Annotated in this window: 22 protein-coding genes; 11 read left to right on the top strand and 11 right to left on the bottom strand. The window is 64.2% G+C overall.

Going from position 1 to position 23,953, the window contains the following annotated elements; translation table 11 throughout:
* Positions 1 to 63: 63 nt before the first annotated feature.
* From gyrA to dnaA, 6 genes are all read right to left on the bottom strand, one after another.
* Positions 64 to 2,580: a DNA gyrase subunit A gene (gene gyrA / locus HH308_RS15390; protein ID WP_170195104.1), complete on the bottom strand. Its 2,517-nt coding sequence runs from the start codon at positions 2,578 to 2,580 to the stop codon at positions 64 to 66.
* A gap of 102 nt (positions 2,581 to 2,682) precedes the next feature.
* Positions 2,683 to 4,743: a DNA topoisomerase (ATP-hydrolyzing) subunit B gene (gene gyrB / locus HH308_RS15385; RefSeq protein ID WP_170195103.1), complete on the bottom strand. Its 2,061-nt coding sequence runs from the start codon at positions 4,741 to 4,743 to the stop codon at positions 2,683 to 2,685.
* Positions 4,744 to 5,023: 280 nt separating this feature from the next.
* Positions 5,024 to 5,575 (bottom strand): DUF721 family protein, encoded by a 552-nt coding sequence (locus HH308_RS15380; RefSeq protein ID WP_170195102.1) that lies wholly within the window; start codon positions 5,573 to 5,575, stop codon positions 5,024 to 5,026.
* On the bottom strand, positions 5,565 to 6,749 hold the full coding sequence (gene recF, locus HH308_RS15375; RefSeq protein ID WP_170195101.1) for a DNA replication/repair protein RecF: 1,185 nt from the start codon (positions 6,747 to 6,749) through the stop codon (positions 5,565 to 5,567). The genes HH308_RS15380 and recF overlap by 11 nt, the downstream gene beginning before the upstream one ends.
* A gap of 10 nt (positions 6,750 to 6,759) precedes the next feature.
* Entirely contained in the window at positions 6,760 to 7,929 is a 1,170-nt protein-coding gene (gene dnaN / locus HH308_RS15370; protein WP_170195100.1) for a DNA polymerase III subunit beta, read from the bottom strand.
* A gap of 444 nt (positions 7,930 to 8,373) precedes the next feature.
* Positions 8,374 to 9,876, bottom strand: coding sequence for a chromosomal replication initiator protein DnaA (gene dnaA / locus HH308_RS15365; protein WP_170195099.1), 1,503 nt, complete (start codon positions 9,874 to 9,876; stop codon positions 8,374 to 8,376).
* A 93-nt stretch (positions 9,877 to 9,969) separates the two neighbouring features.
* On the opposite strand from dnaA, the gene HH308_RS15360 reads away from it, so the two are divergent.
* The 10 genes from HH308_RS15360 to HH308_RS15315 all read left to right on the top strand — a co-directional run bounded on the left by HH308_RS15360 (position 9,970) and on the right by HH308_RS15315 (position 18,651).
* Positions 9,970 to 10,287: a hypothetical protein gene (locus HH308_RS15360; RefSeq protein WP_170195098.1), complete on the top strand. Its 318-nt coding sequence runs from the start codon at positions 9,970 to 9,972 to the stop codon at positions 10,285 to 10,287.
* 176 nt (positions 10,288 to 10,463) lie between these two features.
* Positions 10,464 to 10,607, top strand: a complete 144-nt coding sequence (gene rpmH / locus HH308_RS15355; protein WP_006337454.1) for a 50S ribosomal protein L34 — start codon at positions 10,464 to 10,466, stop codon at positions 10,605 to 10,607.
* Positions 10,608 to 10,721: 114 nt separating this feature from the next.
* Positions 10,722 to 11,189: a ribonuclease P protein component gene (gene rnpA / locus HH308_RS15350; RefSeq protein ID WP_170195097.1), complete on the top strand. Its 468-nt coding sequence runs from the start codon at positions 10,722 to 10,724 to the stop codon at positions 11,187 to 11,189.
* Positions 11,186 to 11,467: a membrane protein insertion efficiency factor YidD gene (gene yidD, locus HH308_RS15345; RefSeq protein WP_170195096.1), complete on the top strand. Its 282-nt coding sequence runs from the start codon at positions 11,186 to 11,188 to the stop codon at positions 11,465 to 11,467. Before rnpA ends, yidD begins: the two co-directional genes overlap by 4 nt.
* Before the next feature lie 3 nt (positions 11,468 to 11,470).
* Complete coding sequence (gene yidC, locus HH308_RS15340; RefSeq protein WP_170195095.1) at positions 11,471 to 12,580, top strand: membrane protein insertase YidC; 1,110 nt, start codon at positions 11,471 to 11,473, stop codon at positions 12,578 to 12,580.
* Between the two features lie 92 nt (positions 12,581 to 12,672).
* Entirely contained in the window at positions 12,673 to 13,281 is a 609-nt protein-coding gene (locus HH308_RS15335; protein ID WP_170195094.1) for a Jag family protein, read from the top strand.
* Positions 13,282 to 14,945: 1,664 nt separating this feature from the next.
* On the top strand, positions 14,946 to 15,683 hold the full coding sequence (gene rsmG, locus HH308_RS15330) for a 16S rRNA (guanine(527)-N(7))-methyltransferase RsmG (RefSeq protein WP_170195093.1): 738 nt from the start codon (positions 14,946 to 14,948) through the stop codon (positions 15,681 to 15,683).
* 113 nt (positions 15,684 to 15,796) lie between these two features.
* Entirely contained in the window at positions 15,797 to 16,753 is a 957-nt protein-coding gene (locus HH308_RS15325; RefSeq protein ID WP_170195092.1) for a ParA family protein, read from the top strand.
* Positions 16,750 to 17,802 (top strand): ParB/RepB/Spo0J family partition protein, encoded by a 1,053-nt coding sequence (locus HH308_RS15320; protein ID WP_170195091.1) that lies wholly within the window; start codon positions 16,750 to 16,752, stop codon positions 17,800 to 17,802. Before HH308_RS15325 ends, HH308_RS15320 begins: the two co-directional genes overlap by 4 nt.
* Before the next feature lie 138 nt (positions 17,803 to 17,940).
* The gene (locus HH308_RS15315; RefSeq protein ID WP_170195090.1) at positions 17,941 to 18,651 is read left to right on the top strand and encodes a hypothetical protein; all 711 of its coding nucleotides are present in this window, start codon (positions 17,941 to 17,943) and stop codon (positions 18,649 to 18,651) included.
* Between the two features lie 29 nt (positions 18,652 to 18,680).
* Here HH308_RS15315 and HH308_RS15310 read toward each other — a convergent pair whose 3' ends face one another.
* The 5 genes from HH308_RS15310 to sigM form a co-directional block, all read right to left on the bottom strand.
* The gene (locus HH308_RS15310) at positions 18,681 to 19,850 is read right to left on the bottom strand and encodes an N-acetylmuramoyl-L-alanine amidase (protein WP_170195089.1); all 1,170 of its coding nucleotides are present in this window, start codon (positions 19,848 to 19,850) and stop codon (positions 18,681 to 18,683) included.
* A gap of 171 nt (positions 19,851 to 20,021) precedes the next feature.
* Positions 20,022 to 20,357 (bottom strand): thioredoxin, encoded by a 336-nt coding sequence (gene trxA / locus HH308_RS15305; protein ID WP_170195088.1) that lies wholly within the window; start codon positions 20,355 to 20,357, stop codon positions 20,022 to 20,024.
* A 29-nt stretch (positions 20,358 to 20,386) separates the two neighbouring features.
* The gene (gene trxB / locus HH308_RS15300) at positions 20,387 to 21,364 is read right to left on the bottom strand and encodes a thioredoxin-disulfide reductase (protein WP_170195087.1); all 978 of its coding nucleotides are present in this window, start codon (positions 21,362 to 21,364) and stop codon (positions 20,387 to 20,389) included.
* Positions 21,365 to 21,477: 113 nt separating this feature from the next.
* The gene (locus HH308_RS15295; RefSeq protein WP_170195086.1) at positions 21,478 to 22,179 is read right to left on the bottom strand and encodes an RsmA family anti-sigma factor; all 702 of its coding nucleotides are present in this window, start codon (positions 22,177 to 22,179) and stop codon (positions 21,478 to 21,480) included.
* A 332-nt stretch (positions 22,180 to 22,511) separates the two neighbouring features.
* On the bottom strand, positions 22,512 to 23,075 hold the full coding sequence (gene sigM / locus HH308_RS15290) for an RNA polymerase sigma factor SigM (RefSeq protein ID WP_170195085.1): 564 nt from the start codon (positions 23,073 to 23,075) through the stop codon (positions 22,512 to 22,514).
* Positions 23,076 to 23,411: 336 nt separating this feature from the next.
* Between sigM and HH308_RS15285 the strand changes: the two genes are divergently transcribed.
* Positions 23,412 to 23,939, top strand: coding sequence for an MSMEG_0572/Sll0783 family nitrogen starvation response protein (locus tag HH308_RS15285; RefSeq protein ID WP_170195084.1), 528 nt, complete (start codon positions 23,412 to 23,414; stop codon positions 23,937 to 23,939).
* The last annotated feature ends 14 nt before the right edge of the window (positions 23,940 to 23,953 follow it).

Genomic DNA, 23,953 nt, shown 5'->3' with positions numbered 1-23,953 from the left:
GAATCGACGATGCGGGCGGTGGGTCCGGCGCGGTGCGCGGACGTTGATCTCACGGTACCGACGTTACTTCTTACCGGTCGTGTCGCTCGACAGTTCCTCGTCGGGCTCGTCCGCGTTTCGGGCAATCGCCAACAGCGTAGTGCCTTCGTCGAGGTTCATCAGGCGGACACCCTTGGTCTGTCGGCCGGCCTTGCGGACCTGCTTGGCCGCGGTGCGGATCACCCCGCCACCGGAGGTGATCGCGTACAGCTCGGTGTCGTCGTCGACGATGAGCGCGCCGATGAGGTTTCCACGGCGACGATCGTGCTGAATCGTCAGCACGCCCTTGCCGCCGCGGCCCTGCACCGGGTAGTCGTCCATCGCGGTCCGCTTGGCGTAGCCGCCCGACGTCGCGACGAGCAGATAGGTGTCCGGCACGACGACGTTGAGCGAGAGCAGCTTGTCCTCGTCGTTGAATCGCATGCCCTGCACGCCCGACGTCTGCCTGCCCATCGGGCGCAGCACCTCGTCGGTGGCACTGAAGCGGATCGACTGTCCGTGGTCGGAGACCAGCAGCAGGTCGTCGTCGGAGCTGCACAGTTGTGCGCCGACCAGTTCGTCCTCGCCGCGCAGGTTGATCGCGGCGATGCCGCCGGACCGGTTGGAGTCGAAATCTTCCAGCTTGGACTTCTTCACCAGACCGTTGCGGGTCGCGAGCACCAGATACGGCGCGTCGGCGTACGACTTGAGCTGAATGATCTGCGCGATCCGCTCCTCCGGTTGGAACGCGAGGAGATTCGCGACATGCTGACCACGCGCGGTGCGGTTGGCCTCGGGCAGTTCGTATGCCTTGGCACGGTAGACCCGTCCCTTGGTGGTGAAGAACAGCAACCAGTCATGCGTGGAGCAGACGAAGAAGTGCGCGACGATGTCGTCCTGCTTGAGTCCGGCTCCCTGCACACCCTTGCCGCCGCGGCGCTGACTGCGATACAGGTCGGTCTTGGTGCGCTTGGCGTAGCCGGTCTCGGTGATCGTGACGACGACGTCTTCGCGTGCGATGAGGTCCTCGTCGGTCACATCGCCTTCTGCCGCAACGATTTTCGTGCGACGCTCGTCGCCGTACTTGTCGACGACGTCGGCGAGCTCATCGCGGACGATGGCGCGCTGGCGTTCCGGCTTGGCGAGAATGTCCTTCAAGTCGGCGATCTCGCGCTCGATGTCAGCCAACTCGTCGATGATCTTCTGTCGCTCGAGTGCCGACAGTCGGCGCAGCTGCATCGCGAGGATGGCATCGGCCTGGATCTCGTCGATGTCGAGCAGGTCGATCAACCCGCGGCGGGCCTCGTCGGTGTTCGCCGACGCTCGGATCAACGCGATCACTTCGTCAAGTGCGTCAAGGGCTTTCACCAAGCCGCGCAGGATGTGCGCGCGTTCTTCGGCCTTGCGCAACCGGTAGCGGGTCCGGCGGACGATCACGTCGATCTGATGCGCCACATACAGCCGGATCATTTGATCCAGGCGCAGGGTACGCGGCACGCCGTCGACGATGGACAGCATGTTGGCGCCGAAGTTGGTCTGCAGCTGGCTGTGCTTGTACAGGTTGTTCAGCACGACCTTGGCGACCGCGTCGCGGCGCAGCGTGACGACGATGCGCATGCCGACACGATCCGACGACTGATCCTCGATTCGGCTGATGCCCTTGAGTTTTCCTTCGTTGACCTGCTCGGCGACCGACGCGATGAGGTTGTCCGGGTTGACCTGATAGGGCAACTCGGTGATGACGAGGGTGGTGGTGCCCTTGTTCTCCTCCACGTCGACGACGCCGCGCATCCGGATGGAACCGCGGCCGGTGGTGTAGGCGTCTTTGATGCCCTGTCCCCCGACGATCAGACCGGCCGTCGGGAAGTCGGGGCCCTTGACCGCTTCCATGCAGGCGGCGAGCGTCGCCTCTTCGTCGGCTTCGGGGTTGGCCAGCGCCCAGAACACCGCGTCGGCGACCTCATTGAGGTTGTGCGGCGGGATGTTGGTGGCCATGCCGACGGCGATGCCGCCCGAACCGTTGATCAGCAGATTGGGGATGCGCGACGGCAGCACCGTCGGTTCCTGCGTCTTGCCGTCGTAGTTGGGAATGAAATCGACTGTCTCTTCGTCGATGTCGCGCAGCATCTCCATCGCCAGCGGCGTGAGCCGGGCTTCGGTGTAACGCATCGCGGCAGCGCCGTCGTTGCCGCGGGAGCCGAAGTTGCCCTGGCCGTCGACGAGCGGATAACGCAACGACCACGGCTGCGCCAGACGCACCAGGGCGTCGTAGATCGCGGTGTCGCCGTGCGGGTGGTAGTTACCCATCGTCTCGGCAACGGGTTTCGCCGATTTGACGTAGCTGCGGTCCGGGCGGAAGCCGGCGTCGTTCATCGCGTAGAGCAGGCGTCGGTGCACCGGCTTGAGGCCGTCTCGGACCTCCGGCAGCGCGCGACCGACGATGACGCTCATCGCGTAATCGATGTAGCTGCTCTGCATCTCCTGTTGAATGTCAACGGGTTCGATGCGGTCGCGACCGCCGTCGTCGTCGGTGCCGCTGGGTGGCAAAGTGGTGTCAGTCATTGAAGTTTCGCACCTTCGAAGTCAGTGATGCCGTAACAATGTTGTGCCCCAACAGTTTTCACCGCGATGTCGATTCGGCGCGCGTCGTCGGGGGCGGATCGTCTAGACATCGAGGAAGCGGACGTCCTTGGCGTTGCGCGCGATGAAGCTGCGGCGCGCGGCGACGTCCTCACCCATCAGGATGGAGAACAGTTCGTCGGCGGCCGCGGCGTCGTCGAGGGTGACCTGGCGGAGGATGCGCACGTCGGGATCCATTGTGGTCTCCCACAATTCCTTCGCATTCATCTCGCCGAGACCCTTGTAGCGCTGGATGCCGTCGTCGGTGTTGATCTTCTTGCCCGCTGCCTTACCGGCCTCGAGCATGGCGTCGCGCTCACGGTCGGAGTAGGCGAAGTCGGGTGCCGCGCCCTTCTGCCACTTGAGTTTGTACAGCGGCGGCTGCGCGAGGAAGACATGCCCGTGCTCGACGAGGGGCCGCATGAAGCGGAACAGCAGAGTCAGCAGCAGCGTCGAAATGTGTTGTCCGTCAACGTCGGCGTCGGCCATCAACACGATCTTGTGATAGCGCAGCTTGGAGATGTCGAACTCGTCGTGGATGCCGGTGCCGAAGGCCGTGATGATCGACTGCACTTCGGCGTTCTTCAGAACGCGATCGATCCGGGCCTTCTCGACGTTGATGATCTTGCCGCGCAGCGGAAGGATCGCCTGGTACATCGAGTCGCGCCCGGACTTGGCCGAGCCGCCCGCCGAGTCGCCCTCCACGATGTAGACCTCGCACTTGGACGGATCGTTGCTGCGGCAGTCGGCGAGCTTGCCGGGCAGGCCGCCGATGTCGGTTGCGGTCTTGCGGCGCACCAACTCTCGCGCCTTGCGTGCGGCCATGCGCGCCTGCGCCGAGTCCGACGCCTTCTTGATGATGATCTTCGCCTCGGCCGGATTGGACTCGAACCAGTGCGCGAGATGTTCGTTGCACATCTTCTGCACGAAGCCCTTGACCTCGGTGTTGCCGAGCTTGGTCTTGGTCTGGCCCTCGAACTGCGGGTCGCCGACCTTCACCGAGATGACCGCGGCGAGACCCTCCCGGATGTCGTCGCCGGTGAGCTTGCCGTCCTTCTCCTTCACCAGCTTCTTGTCGGCCGCGTACTTGTTGACCGTGCTGGTGAGCGCCGCGCGGAAACCCTCTTCGTGGGTGCCGCCCTCGTGGGTGTTGATCGTGTTGGCGAAGGTGTGCACCGACTCGGAGTAGCCGTTGTTCCACTGCATGGCGATCTCGACCTCGTGGCCGGTGCCCTTGCCGGTGAAGCCGATGACCGAGTTGTGAATCGGGTTCTTGGTGCGGTTGAGATGCTTGATGTAGTCGACGAGGCCGTCCGGGTAGTGATAGGTGCGCGTCTTGATCCGCGCGACACGGCTGGCCTTGTCTTCCTTGTTGCCGACGCTCTCGGCGGTGTCGTCACCGTCGCCGCCCATCTCGGCTTCGGCCTCGGCGGCCTCGTCGGAGAGGCGCTGGTCGGTGAGGGTTATGGTCAGGCCCTTGTTGAGGAAGGCCATCTCCTGCAGCCGGCGCGCGACGGTCTCGGCGCTGAACGTCGTGGTCTCGAAGATGTTCGCGTCGGGCCAGAACCGTACGGTGGTACCGGTCTTGCGGGTGGCCGCGCCCTTGTCGAGCGGTCCGGGGACGGCGTGGTCGTAGGACTGCTCCCAGTGGAAGCCGCCGTAGTTGATCGACAGTTCCACCTTGGTCGACAGCGCGTTGACCACGGAGATACCGACGCCGTGCAGACCGCCCGACACCGCGTACGCGTCCGAGTCGAACTTGCCGCCGGCGTGCAGTTGCGTCATCACGACCTCGACGGTCGGGACTCCGGTCTTGTGCATGTCGGTGGGGATGCCACGACCGTCGTCGACCACCTGGACACCGCCGTCGGCGAGCAACGTCACGTCGACCTGCGACGCGTAGCCGGCCATCGCCTCGTCGACCGAGTTGTCGACGACTTCCCAGATCAGATGGTGCAGACCGCGTTCACCGGTAGAACCGATGTACATACCGGGGCGTTTGCGGACGGCCTCGAGGCCCTCCAGAATGCTGATGGAATCGGCGCCGTAATCGGAACTCTTCTTCGAGCCCCTGGCTGACGAGTCGGAACTGTTGGTGTCGGTCACGACGTGCGTCCGCTCCTGTTCTATGTCGCTGCTCACCGCACGCGAACGCATCGGCGTCGTTGCACGTTTAGGTCTGGGACAGACCAGGTGTTACCCCGCAGGTGATGGGCCCCGCGCCGAGTGTTCGACGGGGCACCCCTACATAGTACTTGGTCATTTGGTGAACGAACTAGAGGTAGCGCTGCGCCACGCTGATTTGCGCACAGAACGACGAACGAGACGTGATCGCGGTCCGATTGTGGGTGTGGAACGAAAATCTTGCTCAGCAGGCTGTCAGCGACTACCCGTAGGTGTCGCGTGGACCGCGGCCGGAAATGTGGCGCTCGCCCTTGCGCCAGGACGGCGGCTTGGGCCCGGTGATCCGCAGCGACGTCACCACTCCGTCGCCGACGGCAGCCGCGATCTTCGCCAGAATCTGCGCCTGCACGTAGCGCAACTGGGTGGCCCATGCCGTCGATTCGGCCTGGACCTGCATGATTCCGTTGAGCAACGACGTCGGGGTGGCGTGGGCGGAGATCTCCTCACCGACGATGTCGGGCCATCGCGCGAAGACCGTTCCCTCCCCGATCCTCGGTTTCCAGCCGCGGTCGTTGGCCAGCCGGCCGGTCAACACGCCCAACAATTGCGGATCCCGACCGTCGGGTCCGGGTCCCGACCACCGCTTGCGGGTCCGACCGCCGGCCGCGCCGCGTCGGACCGGCGACGCCTTGCCCTTCCCGACGACCTTCCCCTGCGCACGGGCCTGCTCGAGCGCTTTGCGCGCCAGTTCGTAGCCGGACAGGCCCTCTAGCCCGTCCGACGCCGATGCCGACGACTGTGCATCACCGCTCATGGCTCACCTCGCGGATCTGGGAACGACGTTCACCCTCATTGTCCTCGATATCGACGCCGATGATGCGCCCGCCGATCCCGTCCGGCAGATCCTCGGCGACGGCGGCGGTGATCAGCAGCTGCTCGGCGGATTCGACGAAGGTCGCGAGGTGGGTACGTCGCGCGGCGTCGAGCTCGGCGAACACGTCGTCGAGCATGATCACCGGCTCGATGCCCTCGGTCCGCAGCAGCTCGACTGTCCCCAGCCGCAACGACAACGCCAGCGACCACGATTCTCCATGGGAGGCAAAGCCTTTCGCTACGTCGGAGCCGAGCACGATGTCAAGGTCGTCGCGATGCGGGCCGAGCAGCGACTGGCCCCGATCGATCTCCTTGCCACGGACGGCGGCGAGCTTCTCGATCATCAGCGCTTCGATGGCCGCGGTGTCGACGGCGCTGCCGTCGGGGTTGATCACCTCCGGTCCCAGCGAACACCGGTAGGTCAGCGACGCCGGGCGCGAATGCGGTGCGATCGCCGAATACGCCTGGGTGAAAAGCGGATTCAGCTTTGCGACGTCGTCGATGCGCGCGGCGGTCACCCGGGCGCCGAAGCCCGCGAGTTGTGCATCCCAGACATCGAGAGTGGAGATGATCGACGCGGCCTCGCTGCCACCTCGCCGCATGGCGGCGGCTGCGGATTTGAGTAATGCGGATCGTTGACGCAACACGCGGTCGTAGTCGGCTTTGTCGGCGATGGCCCCCGGGCCCCTGTTCGCGACGATCTCGTCGAGGAATCGACGCCGATCGGCGGGTTCGCCGCGGACGAGCGCCAGATCCTCGGGTGCGAATAGCACCGATCGCAGGATTCCGACGACCTCGCGGGTTCGTCGTACCGGACGGCCGTTGATGGCGGCCTTGTTGGAGCCTTCGCTACGCACGGTCAGGTCGACAGTGAGCTCACGACCGGCATGCTCGACGGTGGCCGTGAGTTGTGCATCCGCCGCGCCGGTCCGTACGAGCACGGCGTCGGAGCTGACCCGATGTGACCGCAGATTCGTCAGATAGAACAGTGATTCGACGAGGTTGGTCTTCCCGAATCCGTTGCGGCCCACGAAGATCGTGGCTTCGGGCCGCAACGACAGTGACACCTGTGGCCAGGACCGGAAATCGCGGAGGGTCAGCTCGCGGACGAACACCTGGGGCCGGTCAGCCGGGGAGTCGAACCGGCATCAGCAGATAGCTGAACGCCGAATCAGGTGCGACGTATGCGCCGGATTCGTCGGCGACGGGTTCATCGCCGGTAGCCGGACGCAGCACGGCTGGGCGGCTCGGCGTCGTGAAGCCGAAGTCGACGGCGTTGGCTCCGATGGCGTTGAGGCCGTCCTGCAGATACGCCGGGTTGAACGCGATGGTCAGCGGTTCGCCGTAGAAGTTCACCGGCAGTTCTTCTTCGGCCTTGCCCGCGTCGTCGCCGCCCGCGGTCAGCAGAACCGATCCCTCGCTGAACTCCATCCGCACCTGAGCGCCGCGTTCGGCGACGAGGGCGACACGCTTGATGGCCTCGAGGAGCGGACCGCTCTCGATGCTGGCGACCGCCGTGTGACTCGCCGGCAGCAGCTGACGGAACTTGGGGAACTCGGCGTCGAGCAGTCGAGTGGTGGTGCGCTTGCTCGAGCCCAGAATGCCCAGAATGCCCTCGCCGCCGATAGCTGAGCCGGTGCCGAATGCCAACGAGACGTCGGACCCGGTCTCCGAACCCGCGGTCTTGGCCGACTCAGAAAGTGTCTTGGCCGGGACGAGCACGGCGCCGGTGGCGCCGGCATCGGTCGGTTGCCACTCGAGCTCACGGACGGCGAGGCGGAATCGGTCGGTGGCGGCGAGAACGACCTTGTCGCCGTCGATCTCCACGCGTACGCCGGTAAGCATAGGAAGTGTGTCGTCCCGACCCGCCGCGACCGCGACCTGCGAAATCGCCTCGGCGAACACGCTCGAGGGCACAGTGCCGGTGACGCTCGGGACGTCGGGCAGCTGCGGGTAGTCCTCCACCGGCATCGTCGGCAACGAGAAACGGGCGCTGCCACAGGTGATGGCGACTCGAGAGCCGTCGAGTACCACGTCGACCGGTTTGTTCGGCAATGCCTTGGTGATGTCCGCGAGGAGACGCCCGGAGACCAGGACGGTTCCGGGTTCGGCGATTTCAGCGGGAAGGCTCTCCTGAGCCGAGACCTCGTAGTCGAAGCCGGAGACGGTCAGACCGGTGTCGGTGCTGGTGATCAGCACACAGCCGAGGACGGGAACCGGTGGGCGCGACGGCAGGCTGCGGGCAACCCAGGCAACTGCGTCTGCAAAGTCATCGCGAGCAACACGGAATTTCATGCCTGGGAGTCACCTTCGCCTGGAGTCGTTTCTTCGGGTTGGGCTTCCACTGTAGAACGCGACGCCGAGGCGGGGGTGGCTTGGGCTGGTTTCGTCGAGCTGTGCGCTCGTGACGAGCGCACGCGAGGCGACGTTGTGCACAGATCTACTTTTAAAGAGATTTCCTAGATAGAACTCAGTAGTAGTCATAGGGCCTGTGGAGCCTGTGGAGAACCGGCTTTTTCCCAGTTCGGAACGGTTTTCGGGGTGTTGGCCGGTGGTGGACGAATTCTGGTCGAGCTGTGGACGGCTGTGCACAGTCGATTCAGTGTTCTCCGGCCGTCCCCGAGTTATCCACAGATTCGGTTCGGTTATCCGGAGCTTGTACACAGCGATTCGCCACGTGCGCTCGAGCACGACGACCGCTCGCCGGAACCCTCGGGTGTCACTCGAGGGTGTGGCGGGTCAGCCCTGAGCGCCCTGACGGATGCGGGCGGTCAGTTCCTGGACGTGGTTGTAGATATCGCGACGTTCGGCCATCGCGCCACGGATCTTCTTGTCCGCGTGGATGACGGTGGTGTGGTCACGGTCGAAGGTCTCACCGATCCGCGGCAACGACAGGTCAGTGAGTTCACGGCACAGGTACATCGCGATCTGCCGGGCCTGAGCGATCGCCCGGGTGCGGCTGGGGCCACGCAACTCGTCGACCGACAGTTCGAAGTAATCGGCGGTGGTTGAAAGGATGCGCGCCGCGCTCACTTCGATGGCATTCGTCTCCGGCAGCAGCGACTGCAGGACGACTTCGGCGAGCGCCTTGTCGAGCTCGGTGTGATTGAGCGATGCGAATGCCGTGACGCGGATCAGCGCACCCTCGAGCTCACGGATGTTGCGCTCGATCTTCGACGCGATCAATTCGAGCACGTCGTCGGGGACGGTGATCTCGTCCATCTGCGCCTTCTTACGCAGGATCGCGACTCGGGTCTCCAGGTCGGGCGGCTGAACGTCGGTGATCAGTCCCCACTCGAAGCGGGTGCGCAGGCGATCTTCGAGAGTCGCGAGCTGGCGGGGCGGCCGGTCGGAGGAGATGACGATCTGCTTGCCGGAGTTGTGGAGGGTGTTGAAGGTATGGAAGAACTCCTCCTGAATACCTTCGCGGCCCATCAAGAACTGAATGTCGTCGACGAGCAGGATGTCGATGTCGTCGCGGTAACGACGCTTGAAGGCTACGCGGCGGTCGTCGCGCAGCGAGTTGATGAAGTCGTTGGTGAACTCCTCGGTGGAGACGTACTTCACCCGCATGCCGGGAAAGAGACGTTGCGCATAGTGACCGGCCGCGTGCAGCAGATGTGTCTTACCCAGTCCCGACTCCCCCCAGATGAACAGAGGGTTGTAGGCGCGGGCGGGCGCCTCGGCGACCGCGACCGCCGAGGCGTGCGCAAAGCGGTTCGACGCCCCGATGACGAAGGTGTCGAAGGTGTAGCGCGGGTGCAGACTGCGCGCCGTCGGACCGGTGGCGCCTGCGTCGGGTACGTCGTTGTTGAAGAAACTCGACCAGTCGCCGCGCGAACTGCTCTCCGGCTCGTCGCGGCCGGAGAATCGTCGGCGGCCGGGATGACCCTCGCTGATCGCGTGCGGCGGCGGTGCGTCGTATTCGGGCGGGGCCTCGACCGGCGCCGGCTCTTTGGTCGGCGGGGCGATCCGGACGCCGAGTTCGACGGGTTGTCCCAGGTGGCGCGACAATGCGGACCGGATCGGTTCGCGCAGCGTCCGCTCGATCTGCTCTTGGACGAGCGGGTTGGGAACCGTCAACAGCGCGAAGCCTTCGACGAGAGTCAAGGGTTCTACCAGAGACAGCCACGCCTTTTGTTGACGCGAGAGTGGATGGTGGTCGATGGCGTCGGAATTGGCATTGAGTTCGGCGACGACAGCCGTCCACACCTCGCCGAATGAGTCACGTTCCGATGTCATCTCGGACTGGCCCTCCTGCACGTGCGGTAGTTCGGGAGCGTCGGTCCGCGGGTGCCGGTCGGGGCTGTGGATATGTCCTTCATAACCCTGTGAATGGCGCAGATCGACGACTTGGTCTGCAGTGAGGTTGCCACCTACGGGGCCCCAGTGCCAAGTTGTCCACACAATTTATCCACAGGTGTGAACAACTGGTGGAGCGTTCCTCGGATTCGCGACAGCCTGCGAGCGGATCGACGCGTCGGGTCGGCGACGGCGAAGATCGCCGGCGGCGTCGTTGCGGCCGTGTTGAGAAACTTAACAGAGCAAACGTTCTTCGCGGAAGAACAATCTGAAATTCGCTATGACGCCGGGCGTGTCGCGGTGACGTGGTGTACATCGGCGCGGTTTGATTTGTCACCGCGCGGTCAGTAGTCTCGAGCGGTCTACCAGGGTGTGGATTTGCGGACTGGCCTGCGCGGAATTTTGCAGTTCGGTCGAACCGAGATCGCTCGGCACCATCCCCCGGACCGCCAAGACTGCAAATGCTGTCGCTGACGGGTGCACTTAGTGTGTGACCGGCATCGATGGCCTGAACCGAGGAGTACCCCATGGCCAAGGGCAAGCGTACCTTCCAGCCGAACAACCGCCGTCGTGCCCGCGTGCACGGATTCCGCCTGCGTATGCGCACCCGCGCCGGCCGCGCGATCGTCAACGGTCGTCGTAGCAAGGGCCGCGCCAAGCTGACCGCCTGAGTCTCATCGGGCAGGTAGCTGACCTGGACTTCGGCTGAACCGACCGCAGCGTCGGCGCAGGCGAATCGGTGGATGAGACATCCACCGGATCGGGTCGCGTGAGGCGAGGCGTGGATGAATGCACAGCAGTCTTCGCGCCGATTGGGACGCAGCAGTGCTCGAGCCGGGAAACTTCGGTCCGGCGAGTTCGGCCGCACGATCAAATCCGGCGCACGAGTGGGTAGTCGCGATCTGACGATCCACTTCCTCGAGGTCGGTTCCGACTGGCCCGACGAGACCGGCGTGCGCAAGGACGTCGCGCTCACCGGTGGTCCCTGGTTCGGATTGATAGTCAGCAAAGCCGTCGGCAACTCGGTCGTGCGCCACAGTGTGGCACGCCGGTTGCGGGCGGCTTTTGCGTATCTTGCCGACACCGTCGACCTCGGCGAGACGTACGTCGTGATCCGGGCCCGGCCCAGCGTCGTCGAACGCAGCAGCGTCGAACTCGGTGAGCAGCTCGTTCGTGCGTTCGCCAAAGCCGGCGTCGTCGGCGCCGATTCGCCGGTGTCTGATTCGCTGACGTCGGGTGCGGTGCGGCCATGACCGAGCGCTCCTGGTGGTCTGCGGTGTATCGGTCGCCGCGTCGAACGCTGATCTTCATCATCGAGCTGTACCGCACGTGGATCTCCCCGATGCGGCTCCCAACGTGTCGGTTCGAGCCGACATGCAGTGCCTACGCCGTCGAGGCGTTGGACACCCACGGATTTCTATATGGCAGTTGGCTGTCGTTGGTACGACTCGCGAAATGCGGGCCGTGGCACAAGCCTGGATATGACCCGGTGCCACAGGCCCGAGTCAGCGAAGCAGTGAGGGGTTCCTAAGAAGTGCTCAACTTCATCTACTACCCGGTGTCGGGAATCATGTGGGTGTGGCATTGGCTGTTCGACGCCGTGCTCCCCAGCAGTCCCGGCTGGGATGGCCTCGCGTGGGGCCTGTCGGTGGTGTTCCTCGTGTTCACCCTGCGTGCGATTCTCTACAAGCCCTTCGTCAAACAGATTCAGACGACGAAGAAGATGCAAGAGATTCAGCCGCAGATGCAGGCGGTTCGCAAGAAGTACGCCAAAGACAAGGTCAAGATGACCGAGGAGATGCAGAAGCTGCAGCGCGAGCACGGCTTCAATCCCCTCCTCGGCTGTCTGCCGATGCTGTTGCAGGTCCCGGTCTTCATCGGGTTGTTCCACGTGTTGCGATCGTTCAACCGCACCGCGACCGGCGTGGGTCAGCTGGGCATGACGCCGGAACAGACCCGGTTGCATCCGAACTACTTCTTCAGCGTCGACCAGGTGCAGAACTTCCTCGACGCTCGTTTCTTCGGTGTGCCGCTGTCGTCGTTCATCACCGAACCGGTCAATGAGTGGAAAGCCTTCATGGCCCACCCGACCGACGCGATCGACTTCACCCGCGCCAACATCGCGATGGTCGTCATCCCGATCATGATCATCGCCTCTTTCGCGACCTACATGAACGCTCGCGCGTCGGCCAAGCGGATGACCGCCGAGGCCCTGGAGAACCCGCAGACACGCTTCATGACGATGCTGTCGCAGTACGTGTTCCCGCTCGGCATTCTGGTCACCGGTCCGTTCTTCCCGGTCGCCATCCTGCTCTACTGGGTGTCCAACAACGTCTGGACCTACGGCCAGCAACACATCGTGTTCGGTCGCATCGAGCGCGAAGAGAGTGCTGCCCGTGAAGCCAAACAGGAGAAGCTGAAGGCCAATGCGCCCAAGCCGGGTGCTCGTCCGGATCGAACGAAGCGCGAGTCGGCTGCTGAGAGTGCGGAACCGCCGTCGACGTCGAGCCTCGTCAAAGACTCCGACGGTGCGTCTGACAAGCTCACCGCCTCCGGTGAGTCAGCGGCTCAGTCGAGAAAGCCGCAACCGGGCGGCGGAAACAAGAATCGCCGCAAGGGCCAGCGCAAGGGTGGACGGCATTAGCCGTCGCCCCCCGCAGACGTTGTAGAAAGCCGGATCCGACGCGACTGAGCGTTCCTCGGCGCTGGGTGACGGATGACAGTTAGGTGAATGAGATGACTACGGAAGCTGCGGCTCACGACGCCGCACAGCCCGAAGCCGCAGAGGAAGCGGTAGAGACGGTCGCCGAGCAGGGTGTGGAGTCCGAGGGTGTCCCCTCCCCCACCGAGACCGCTGCCCCGGCCGAGGCACCGGACGACGAAGATCGCTTGGTAGAAGAAGGTGAGATCGCCGGCGACTACCTCGAGCAATTGCTCGACGTGCTCGACTTCGACGGCGACATCGACCTCGACGTCGACGGCGATCGTGCGGTGGTGAGCATCGACGGCGGCGACGATCTGTCGAAGCTCGTCGGGCGCAAGGGCGAGGTGCTCGACGCCCTGCAGGAGCTGACTCGCCTCGCGGTACAGCAGGCGACCGGCGATCGCAGTCGGCTGATGCTCGACATCGCCCGCTGGCGCGCCGATCGACGCGACCGGCTGGCGCGGCTCGGTACCGAGGTCGCCAATCGTGTTGCGGAGAAGGGCGGTCGTGAGGCGCTCGACCCGATGACCCCGTTCGAGCGCAAGATCGTGCACGACGCTGTGGCGGCCGTCGACGGCGTCGTCAGTGAGAGTGAGGGCGTCGAGCCCAAGCGGCACGTCGTGGTGATCAAGACGAGCTAGGCGTCTCCGCTTCGCGGCGATGACATGAAGTGGTCCCGGCCGAAGGTCGGGGCCACTTCTGCGTTAGTTGGCAATGCTGTTCAGCTGAGGCCGCTGCTGCGGTTGGTCGGAGTGTTGCCTTTGGTTGATCGAGTAGGCGCTGTTGCGGTGGTGGGGGTGCTGTCTCTGGTTGATCGAGTGGGCGTCGGGTGAGGCGCCGGACTGAGCGAGGAACGAGTCGAAGTGAACGAGCTCGTCGGCGTATCGAGATCGGGTGAGACGCGGTATTCGACGCACCCCACCACTTGCGGTCGTAGTTCTCCGTCATGTGAGTTCTGCTCTGTTGCTGCTGCGCTTTTCCGGTGGTGATCGGAGTTCGTGTCGCTGGGTCTCGAGATATGCAGGCGGGGCTCGCTGCGCTCGCACGTCTGCTATTCGACCGGCCAAGGGGGTCGGCTCCATGCTCGCTTCGTCTCGTAGGGGTGAGCGGCAACACCGTCAGTGCTCAACTGCGCGCATTGGTGTTAGCGGGGGTTTCACGTGAAACATCGTCGATGAAGTTCTCCGTTGGTTGAGCTGGCGTTCGCTGCGCTGTCCTGCCGGCTGAGCGAAGCGAGGCCGAGTCGAACTCATCGAGGTCCTCGCGTCGCCATGATTTCGACTCGCTGCGCTCGCTCAATCGACGGTGTTTTGATTCGAAGCGCAAGCCGAGGCTCACCCCGGTGGTTGAGCCGGGCCGAAGCGCAAGCCGAGGCCCACGCCGGTGGTTGAGCCGGGCCGAAGCGCAAGCGTAGGCCCGTGTCGAAACCACGACGACGAGCCACACCGCCGGCGATCACTGTGTGCCGGTCGTTGCGACGCTGGAGACGTTGAGCGTCCGAGGCAGCGGGGCAAACTGTTCGTAGGGGTGATCCAATATGGGGTCTTGTCGGACGGTCTGCGCCAGCTACGTGGCCGCGGCGTCAGCGGGAGCGTTCCCGGACCGAGCGCTGGCTGAGGATCGAGTCGTAAACAACCCGCCGATTGAGCGAGCGCAGCGAGTCGAAATCACGGTGACTCAGCGCGCTTCGGCGGTCCTGTTTGCATCGAGACGCACAAGGACGGACGGCTGGGAAGACCATGTGATGCCCGTAGGCGGTGTGGTTTCGACTCGCTGTGCTCGCTTAATCGGCGGAGGAGTGCTGCGGTTCGCGTGGTTGATCCGCGGCGGAGGGTCGGCTGCGAAGGCCATGTGAAGCCTGTAGGCCGGTGTGGTTTCGACTCGCTGCGCTCGCTCAACCGGCGGTGGAGGAGCCGCGGTTCGCCGGCACAGAGAGGATTGCGGCACACAGACGACCGAGGCATCCTCTCGCTGGTTGAGCGAGCGCAGCGAGTCGAAACCCGGCGACATCCTCGCCCCGATGAAGACCCACATACGCCGACGACGGCGTGCGCAACTCATGAACCCCTCCCCTCCCCCGCGGTGAGCTTTGACCTCAGTCCGGTCTCTCGCGCCGACGTCGACGGTGACGCACTAGAGTCATATCCAGGAAGTAGCGTCCCGGTGCTGTGCCGGGATTTCTTGGTTTCGGGGTCAAATCACATCTGTGTCATTCGCCCCTCGACCGGATGTTTCACGTGAAACGGTGACGGCAGACTTGACGCCGTTTCACGTGAAACATCGTCTTCGACGAAGGGATCGATCAATGGCTCACGACACTGACGAGCCGATAGAACTGGACCCGACGGTGGCCCGCAATGCGCCCGAGCTCGCGGAGCAGATCTTCGGTGCAGCGGTACCCACGGCCGAAAAGTATTGGGACTGGTTGGCGGGGCCCGCAGTGGTACGCGGGTTGGTCGGACCACGCGAGACTCCGCGCCTGTGGGAACGTCACATCATGAACTGCGGGGTGGTCGGTGAATGCCTCGACGCCGGGGAGCGCGTCGTCGATATCGGGAGTGGCGCGGGTCTACCCGGGATACCGCTCGCGATCGCACGCCCGGACGTCCGAATCACCTTGGTCGAACCACTTCTGCGGCGCGCGACGTTCCTACAAGAGGTCGTCGACGACCTCGGCCTCGACGTCACCGTTGTCCGTGGTCGAGCAGAGGAGCCGTCGGTCATCGAGTGCGCCGGTGGTGCCGACGTCGTGACATCGCGAGCAGTCGCGCCGCTCGACCGTTTGGCGCGGTGGTCCGCTCCCCTGATCCGTAGCGGCGGACGATTGGTTGCACTCAAAGGCTCGTCAGCCGCGGAAGAGATCGCCACCCACGCCGCCGCGGCACGTCGGGTCGGTCTCGAGAGACTGACGGTGCGCGAATGCGGGACCGAGGTACTGTCGACGCCCACGATCGTGATCATCGGTGAGAAGACGATCGCGGCCAAGGGGCGTGGTGCGAAGAACTCGAAGCCACGTCGACATCGCGGATCCGAGAGGGGCTGAAGTTGGCTTGGAGGCGCCGGAAAGCGCACAATAGAGATCGCGACCAACGAGTGTCAGTGGGCACCGATAGTGTCGATTCACATTCACTGAGTGAAGACCCGAGGAGCTCCAGCGTGGCCCACAAAAGACCGACTGTTTCACGTGAAACAACGGCCGACGCCGCGAGGCAACCGCAGCAGCCGGACTTCAATGACACGCCGATCGCCGCTGCCGCGGCCCGCGCTAGCCAGGTTCTGACGCCGGGCGCAAGCGGTAACCTCCCCCGCCCGCCAGAGTTGCGAGTCATCACGGTCGCCAATCAGAAGGGCGGCGTCGGAAAGACCACGACTGCGGTCAACATGGCAGCGGGTCTGTCGCTGCACGGGCTTGGTGTACTCGTCATCGACCTCGACCCGCAGGGCAACGCGAGCACAGCGCTCGGGATCGACCATCGCCGACCCGACATCGCCTCGGTCTACGAACTCCTCCTCGGGGAAGTCAGTCTGCGGGAGGCGATCCAGAAGTCGCCCAGCAACGAGAACCTCTACTGTGTTCCGGCCACGCTGGATCTCGCAGGCGCCGAGATCGAGCTGGTGTCGCTGGTGGCGCGCGAGAATCGCCTACGCAATGCGATTGCACATGAGACGCTGGCCGAGTTCGGCATCGACTATGTCCTCATCGATTGCCCGCCGTCGCTCGGTTTGCTGACGGTCAACGCAATGGTTGCGGCGCGTGAGGTCCTCATCCCGATTCAATGTGAGTACTACGCCCTCGAGGGTGTCGGTCAGTTGCTGCGCAACATCGAGCTGGTGCAGGCGCACCTCAATCCGCAATTGCATGTCTCGACGGTTTTGCTGACGATGTATGACGGCCGCACCAAACTCGCCGATCAGGTCGCCGAAGAGGTGCGCAATCACTTCGGGAACAAGGTGCTCGGCACGATCATCCCGCGCAGTGTGAAGGTCTCCGAGGCGCCCGGATACGGCATGACCATCATCGAATACGACCCGGGTTCACGTGGAGCGATGAGCTACCTCGACGCCGCGCGTGAGTTCGCCTTCAAAGCCGTCGCCGCGGAGGGTGTCCAATGAGTCGGGAAGCACAGCGTCGAGGCGGTCTGGGCCGCGGGCTCGCGGCACTGATTCCGACCACTCCCCCGGAGGAAACGGCCGCCGCACCGGGAATCAACGCCCCGAAGCTCGGGAGCGCCGCGGCGGATGTACTGATAGGTGGCGGCGGCTCGACGCACGTCGCCACTCCCCGACCGACCGCCGTGCCCGACCTCGACAGAGATAGCTCGTCGGTGTCCGGCGACATCGCCGTCTATCGCGAGATCGCACCCAATCAGATCCAGCCGAACCCGCATCAGCCCCGCTCCGTATTCGACGAAGAGGCGATGGCCGAGCTGGTGCATTCGATCCGCGAGTTCGGATTGATGCAGCCGATCGTCGTCCGCCCGTTGGCGAAGCCGACAGCGAACGGCATCAGCTATCAGATCGTCATGGGTGAACGTCGTTGGCGAGCCAGCCAGGAAGCCGGCCTCGAGGCTGTTCCGGCGATCGTGCGCGAGACCAGCGACAGCGCGATGCTGCGTGACGCGCTGCTGGAGAACATTCACCGGGCGCAGCTCAACCCGCTCGAAGAAGCTGCCGCGTACCAGCAGCTGCTCGAGGAGTTCAACGTGACACACGAAGAACTCGCGGCCAAGCTCGGCCGCTCGAGGCCGCTGATCACCAACATGATCCGCCTGCTGAAGCTGCCGATCCCGGTTCAACGCCGGGTCGCGGCGGGGGTGCTGTCCGCCGGGCACGCGCGTGCACTTCTCGCCCTCGAGACCGGTAGCGATGCGCAGGAAGCGTTGGCCGCTCGAGTCGTCGCCGAGGGTCTGTCGGTTCGTGCGACTGAAGAAGCCGTCACGCTAGCCAATCGCGAGGACGCTCCGACGTCCCCGACGCCGGGACGACGTAAGCCGATGCAGATGCCGGGCTTGCAGGACGTGGCCGAGCGGCTGTCCGACAAGCTCGACACTCGCGTGACGGTCAGTCTCGGCAAGCGCAAAGGCAAGATCGTGGTCGAGTTCGGCTCGGTGGACGACCTCGAGCGGATTGTCGAGATGATCTCCGAACAGGGGCGCGGATAGCCGCGATTTTCCCTAGGCCCGAGTACCGGATAATTACGTCACCGTGACGATTGAAGCGGAGAAAGTTGGATATCTTGCGAAAGATATTGCGGGACAACGATTTCCATATCCGCGTGGCTAGGACTCGGTGAACTGACTATGGGACTGACCATTGTCCGCCTCGATCTCCCCGGATTCGAGAATCTGCCGTCACACACTCGACGATGTGTCTACTGGGAAGTGGATCCAGCCACCGTCGAGCAGAGCTTGGCCACCCCGATGTTCGCCGATGCGGCATCGACGACGACCGCGATCTTTGAAAGTGAATTCGACAAGGAAGCGTGGGTATCGGGCCTTCTCCTCGAATGGGGAACGTGTGCGCAGCTCGCCGTCGAGTCGACGCTGCAGACCGTCGTCGGCACCGCGTTCTACGCCCCGCCGGCTCGAGTGCCGCGCGCGAGCCACTTCCCCACTTCCCCGGTCAGCCCCGACGCGGTATTGCTCACGTCGATCACCGCCGAAGCGGGTTTCGCTGAAGCCGCACCGATACTGCTCGACGCCGTGGTGTCCGATCTCATGCAGCGCGGTGTTCGCGCGATCGAAGCATTCGGCATCATCGGCGCCGACGACGGAATCGCGGAGCTGGTCACCGACCTCTGCACCAACTGCATGATGGACGCCGACTTCTTGAAAGACTCCGGTTTCGACCTCGTGGCGCCTCACCCACGATTCCCACGTTTCCGTCTAGAGCTCGATGAGGGCCTCGGCTGGAAGTCAGCCGTCGAAGGCGCGCTGGAGAAGCTGGTCGTCGAAGCGGCGCTGGAACTGACCTCACGTCAGGAAAAGATCGACGCCCTGCCGGTGGGATGACATCTTCCCGGCAAGGCGCGTCGGACTGCTCAGTTGGCGATGTTCTCCGCCGCGAGCAGATCGGCGAAAGTGAATGTGCCAGTGGGCCGGTCGTCGTTGCCGAGGAGGTAGAGCCGCTTCACCGCGACCAGAATCGCTTCGGCGATCACGTCACGCGTCGCCGCGTCGGCCAGCATCGCGGCATCGTTCGAATTGGTGAGGTACCCGACGTCGATCAGCGACACGGGCATCCGAGTGAGTCGGAGGATGTCCCAGGTGCGCTCGTGGGTTCGGCAGTCGGCCAGGCCGGTACGTGCCACGACCTCACGCTGAATGAAGCTCGACAGGTTGCGTCCGATCATCGACGACGACCCGTGTGAATTACCGAAGTAGAACGTCGCGACGCCGTTGGCGGAGTAGCTCGCGCTCGAGGCGCACCGCAGGGCCAGCACGATGTCGGCGTCGACGGCGTTGGCGACGCGGGCGCGTTCCTGGTCGGTGGGTCGACCGCGGCCGTCGTGCGAGATGAAGGTCTCCATGCCTGCAGCCGACATGCGGCCCTCCAGGCGCGATGCGAGATCCCACAGCACTTGGGCTTCGAAGTCGGCCAGTTCGGTGGACGGCTGACCGTTTCCGGATCCCGGGTCGATGAGGATGCGTTTGCCACTCAATCGTGGGCCGGAGGCGCGCACATGCTCTTCCTCGCGGATGGCGTGCGGCGAGCCACCGGTGATGCGGGTGCCGAGGCGCTCGAGGGAGCGCAGCGTTGCCGGACCACAGATGCCGTCCGACGACAGCCCGTACTCACTCTGGTACAGGCAAACCGAATTGTGCGTCGTTTCACCGAAGATGCCGTCGATGACCGACGTGTAATACCCGAGGTTCTGCAGCCTGGATTGGAGTGTGGCGACGTCGTCGCCGACCATCGGAGCAGACAGGCGGTACAGCAGTACGCGCGTTCCGAGGTGGTACGACGATTCGCGCAGCACCCGGTAGGTGGCCTGCCCGACGACACCGTCGACGAGTAGACCGCGCTGCTGCTGGAACGCTCGCACCGCGTGGTCGGTTGCGGCGTCGAACACGGCGTCGGGGCTGGTCCAGCCGTTGCTGGAGAAAGTGACGTCGGTGGCCGCGGACCCGGCCAACAGCCCATGGCTGATCAGGATGGATCGGACTTCAGCGACTGCTGAGCCGTGGTCACCCAACCTGAACGACGGCATCCATGTACTCCTCGGTGACTCTGGCTTGGTACGGACGACGGCAAGACGAGCTTACCGTGCAGAAAGATTGTTGCAGGGGTAGACGCCGCCAGACAAATGATCGTGAGTTATCGCATGATCTCGTCGGGGGCGTCCGACCCCCACAGAACGCCTGAACTCAGGCGTGTCGCACTACTTGGCTTCGACGACGCCGCTCAGCTCGCGCAGCAGCGCTGCCTTGCCTTTTGCGCCGACGATGGTCTTGGTCGCCTTGCCGTTTTCGAAGAGAATCATCGTCGGGATCGACATCACCTGGAAGTCGCGGGCGGTCACCGGGTTCTGGTCGACGTCGAGCTTGGCGACGGTGAGTTTGTCGCCGTAGTCGCGGGCGATTTCGTCGAGGACGGGGGCGACCATCTTGCACGGGCCGCACCAGGTAGCCCAGAAGTCGACGAGGACGGGCTTGCCGGATTCGATGACGTCGGCGGAGAAGGTGGCGTCGGTGGTTGCGATGGTGTTGTTTCCCATGGCTGTCTCCTTAATGAGGGGGTGAATGATCAGACGGTGGCTGCGGCGACCGGTGCGGCGTGCTTCTGGTCGGCGAGCCAGCGTTCGGCATCGATGGCGGCCGAACAACCACTGCCCGCGGCCGTGATCGCTTGTCGGTAGGTGTGGTCGACGAGATCGCCGGCGGCGAAAACGCCAGGCAGCGAGGTGTAGGTGGTGCGACCGGAGACCTTGACGTAGCCGTCGTCGTCGAGTTCTACCTGGCCGCGGACCAGTTCGCTACGCGGATCGTGGCCGATGGCGACGAACATGCCGGTGACGTCGAGGGTTGCGGTCTCGTCTCCGGCGGTGCCGTTGTCGGTCTTGCGGAGCGTCAGGCTGGTCACGCCGGTCTCACCGTGCACCGATTCGACTGCGGCGTTGGTGATGAATTCGATCTTCTCGTTGTCGCGGGCGCGGTCGAGCATGATGCGCGAGGAACGGAACTCGTCGCGGCGATGCACCAGGTAAACCTTGCGGGCGAACTTGGTGAGGAAGGTCGCTTCTTCCATAGCCGAGTCGCCGCCACCGATGACGGCGATGTCCTGATCTTTGAAGAAGAACCCGTCACAGGTGGCACAGGCAGACACGCCACGGCCGAGCAATTCCTGTTCGCCGGGAACGTCCAGGTAGCGGGCGGCGGCGCCCATCGCGAGGATCACGGCACGAGCACGGTAGATCTCACCGTCGACCTCGACCTCTTTGACGTCGCCTGCCAGGCGTACCGCGTCGACGTCCTCCATGCGCAGGTCGGCGCCGAAGCGCAACGCCTGCTCGCGCATCTCGTCCATCAGTGCGGGCCCTTGGATGCCGGACTGGAAGCCGGGAAAGTTCTCCACCTCGGTGGTCGTCATCAGCGCGCCGCCGAACTGGGTGCCTTCGAACACGATCGGCGACAGTTCGGCGCGGGCGGCGTAGACGGCCGCGGTGTAACCGGCGGGTCCGGATCCGATGATGATGATGTCGTGGATCTGGTCGTTGTCGGTCAATTCGTCCTCCGGGTTTCACCTGGGCTCGGCAGAAGTCTTGATTCAGGCGCCGAGCTCGTTCCGCTTGTTCAACACAAGGGTAGAGACAGTTGTTCCCGGGTGCGTGAGTCGCCTCACGCTCCGATGGTCGATCGCGCGATCGTGGCCGGATTTCCGGTATCGCAGTCCAGTGCGACGATGAGGACGTCGAACCGGCCCGCGTGACGCGTCGCGAGCAGGATGACGATCGATGGTTGCTCGCGGATGCGGGCTTCCCCGGAGCCGACGACCGGCGTCGAAGCGGGCACTCCGTTGGCCGCCGTGCATCGACGCAGGGCGGTCATGGTCAGCGGAGCCGTCGTACTGCGCCCGACGAACGACAACGCCGTTGCGGCTTCGCTCGGACTGACGCTCGACGGACGGGCGACGGGTGTTGCGGGATCGTCGGAGCGAGTGACTCGCCATGCGGTGGGCGCAATCGCGGCGACGATGAGCAGCGACGCCGCGACGGCGACGGCTCGGACCCGACGTTGACGAGCTGATCGACGACGCTGGTCTGCGGCGATGGTGGCCAGCGTGCGGTCGGTGGCGGCACGTACCGCGGGCGGAAGCTCGCGCTCGACGACGGGCAGACGTCGCAGGATCGCGCGGGTGCGATCGAGTGATGCAAGGGTCTCCTGGGCCGCCGGGTCGTCGACGATGCGTGCGCGCACGTGTGCTGCGACGTCGGGCTCCAGCGCATCGGCATGCAGGTCGGCGAGCAGTTCCGGCGAGTACGGCGGTTCAGGTAGACCCGTTGCCCCGGCGGACGGGGTGCCGGGCTCGAATGGAGTCATATCCCATGCTTTCGTCGACGCGGTGTGCGAGCATTCGATGCTCTCACTCTACGACGCAGCCGGAGCCCGTTTGGTTCCACATTTCATCGACCAATTTCCGCTCTCCGAGCGAGTCTCAGCGGTCACGGCTGGTTGAGCCTGGGTCCAGCGACAGCCGACCCCGTCCGCCGGTTGAGCCGGTCCGCAGCGTTAGCGCAAGCCCGTGTCGAAACCACGGTGACACAACGGATTTCGGTGAGTCGGTGCAGACCAGGACGGCGACATCAGCGCGGCTCAACCACCGCAAACGGGCCGATACTCGGTAAGTCGTTGTGGTGTAACGGATTCTAGCGTCACACCGACTCTTGCAGATGCCCGAGCAGTGTCGCGAGTTTGAGTCTCCCTCGTGCGCAACGACTCTTGATGGTTCCGGTCGGCACGCCGAGGCGAGTGGCGGCATCGAGGACGGAGAGTCCCTCGACGTCGACGGCGATGACCGCCGCGCGCTGATCGGCGGGAAGCGAATCGAGGGCCTGGCCGACGGAGATGGCCAGGTCGACGTCGGTGGTGCGGTCGCGCGGATCGGCGAGCGGCAAGATATCGAAGGACGGTATCGGAATAGTGTGTTGATTTTTGTTGCGCCGGATCCGGTCAAGGCACGCGTTGACCACGATGCGGTGCAGCCAGGAAATCACCTTGGCCTCGGCCCGATAGTGAGTTGCCATGCAATGCGCGTTCAGCAGTGCTTCTTGATACGCGTCGTGGGCGTCTTCGGGACAGTTGGTGGTGCGATAGGCGATGGCCATCAGCCTCGTCTGGTGGCGCTCGATGAGCGTTGCGAAGGCATCGGGCTCCCCGGCGATGTGCGCGTCGAGCAGCTGCTCGTCACTGCGATGATCGTTGTCCCCCCGAGTCATGCGACGACAGTAATGGGATGTTCTGCATTTTTCGGGTGCAACTGACAAATCTGGCGAAATCTGTGGATATGTGCATTGACGTGGCCGGACTGTGCACAACGTGATGGGGATGGAAACCGCGAAAGCGGCGTCGGGCCCTTTGTTACACGAATTCGTCGATCAGTTATTCCGTCGGTAACCACTCGGAAATCAGTCGGCGGTGAACTGGGTACCAGGTGATCGAACAAGAGCCGGATACCTACTCGGTCTCCCTGTCACCTTTCACATCCGGGCAACGCCGCCCACTCCCCCACACATCGCCCGCCGCCACGGGCACTGCTGAACACGAGGATACCCATGTCCGCTGTATTCGACGAAACCATCACAGCCAACATCGCCAAATCGGTCGCCGAGATCCCCCACCCGTCGCTGCCGAAGGGTTCCAACATCTACGGCGGAACCAAGATCTTCCCCGACTACCAGGCCGAGGACGGCGAAAGCTACTTCACCCTCGTCCACGGGATCGCCCACGAGTCCTCGGTGTCGTTCGTCGCAGTCCTGCAGGCCACTCGCGCCTTGCGCAAAGGATTCGAGTCAGCGATCTACTTCTATGGACCCGGCGCCATCAATTGCCTTGCGACGCGGGGCTTTCCGACCACAGGTGACTCCGGCTTCCCGGGCGAGCAGAACATCAACGACTCGCTGGCGACGTTCATCGCCGAAGGCGGAACCGTCTTCTGCTGCCGCTTCGGGCTGGCCCTGCACGGCGGCCGGGAAGAAGATCTGATCGAGGGCGTCATCCCGGCACACCCGCTCGACGTTCAGGACGCGCTGATCCACTTCGCCCGCAAGGGCGCCATCATCAACTCCACCTACATGGTCTGAATCGAACTGTGGGA

The organism is Gordonia asplenii (assembly GCF_012933505.1).
Lineage (GTDB): Bacteria > Actinomycetota > Actinomycetes > Mycobacteriales > Mycobacteriaceae > Gordonia > Gordonia asplenii.
This window is presented reverse-complemented; position numbering and strand designations above follow the sequence as displayed.

Coding starts and splice junctions, on each gene's coding strand:
- gyrA (WP_170195104.1), bottom strand. CDS start 2,580: ATGACTGACACCACTTTGCCACCCAGCGGCACCGACGACGACGGCGGT.
- HH308_RS15380 (WP_170195102.1), bottom strand. CDS start 5,575: ATGAGCGGTGATGCACAGTCGTCGGCATCGGCGTCGGACGGGCTAGAG.
- dnaN (WP_170195100.1), bottom strand. CDS start 7,929: ATGAAATTCCGTGTTGCTCGCGATGACTTTGCAGACGCAGTTGCCTGG.
- dnaA (WP_170195099.1), bottom strand. CDS start 9,876: ATGACATCGGAACGTGACTCATTCGGCGAGGTGTGGACGGCTGTCGTC.
- HH308_RS15360 (WP_170195098.1), top strand. CDS start 9,970: ATGGCGCAGATCGACGACTTGGTCTGCAGTGAGGTTGCCACCTACGGG.
- rpmH (WP_006337454.1), top strand. CDS start 10,464: ATGGCCAAGGGCAAGCGTACCTTCCAGCCGAACAACCGCCGTCGTGCC.
- rnpA (WP_170195097.1), top strand. CDS start 10,722: ATGAATGCACAGCAGTCTTCGCGCCGATTGGGACGCAGCAGTGCTCGA.
- yidD (WP_170195096.1), top strand. CDS start 11,186: ATGACCGAGCGCTCCTGGTGGTCTGCGGTGTATCGGTCGCCGCGTCGA.
- HH308_RS15335 (WP_170195094.1), top strand. CDS start 12,673: ATGACTACGGAAGCTGCGGCTCACGACGCCGCACAGCCCGAAGCCGCA.
- rsmG (WP_170195093.1), top strand. CDS start 14,946: ATGGCTCACGACACTGACGAGCCGATAGAACTGGACCCGACGGTGGCC.
- HH308_RS15320 (WP_170195091.1), top strand. CDS start 16,750: ATGAGTCGGGAAGCACAGCGTCGAGGCGGTCTGGGCCGCGGGCTCGCG.
- HH308_RS15315 (WP_170195090.1), top strand. CDS start 17,941: ATGGGACTGACCATTGTCCGCCTCGATCTCCCCGGATTCGAGAATCTG.
- HH308_RS15310 (WP_170195089.1), bottom strand. CDS start 19,850: ATGCCGTCGTTCAGGTTGGGTGACCACGGCTCAGCAGTCGCTGAAGTC.
- trxA (WP_170195088.1), bottom strand. CDS start 20,357: ATGGGAAACAACACCATCGCAACCACCGACGCCACCTTCTCCGCCGAC.
- HH308_RS15295 (WP_170195086.1), bottom strand. CDS start 22,179: ATGACTCCATTCGAGCCCGGCACCCCGTCCGCCGGGGCAACGGGTCTA.
- sigM (WP_170195085.1), bottom strand. CDS start 23,075: ATGACTCGGGGGGACAACGATCATCGCAGTGACGAGCAGCTGCTCGAC.
- HH308_RS15285 (WP_170195084.1), top strand. CDS start 23,412: ATGTCCGCTGTATTCGACGAAACCATCACAGCCAACATCGCCAAATCG.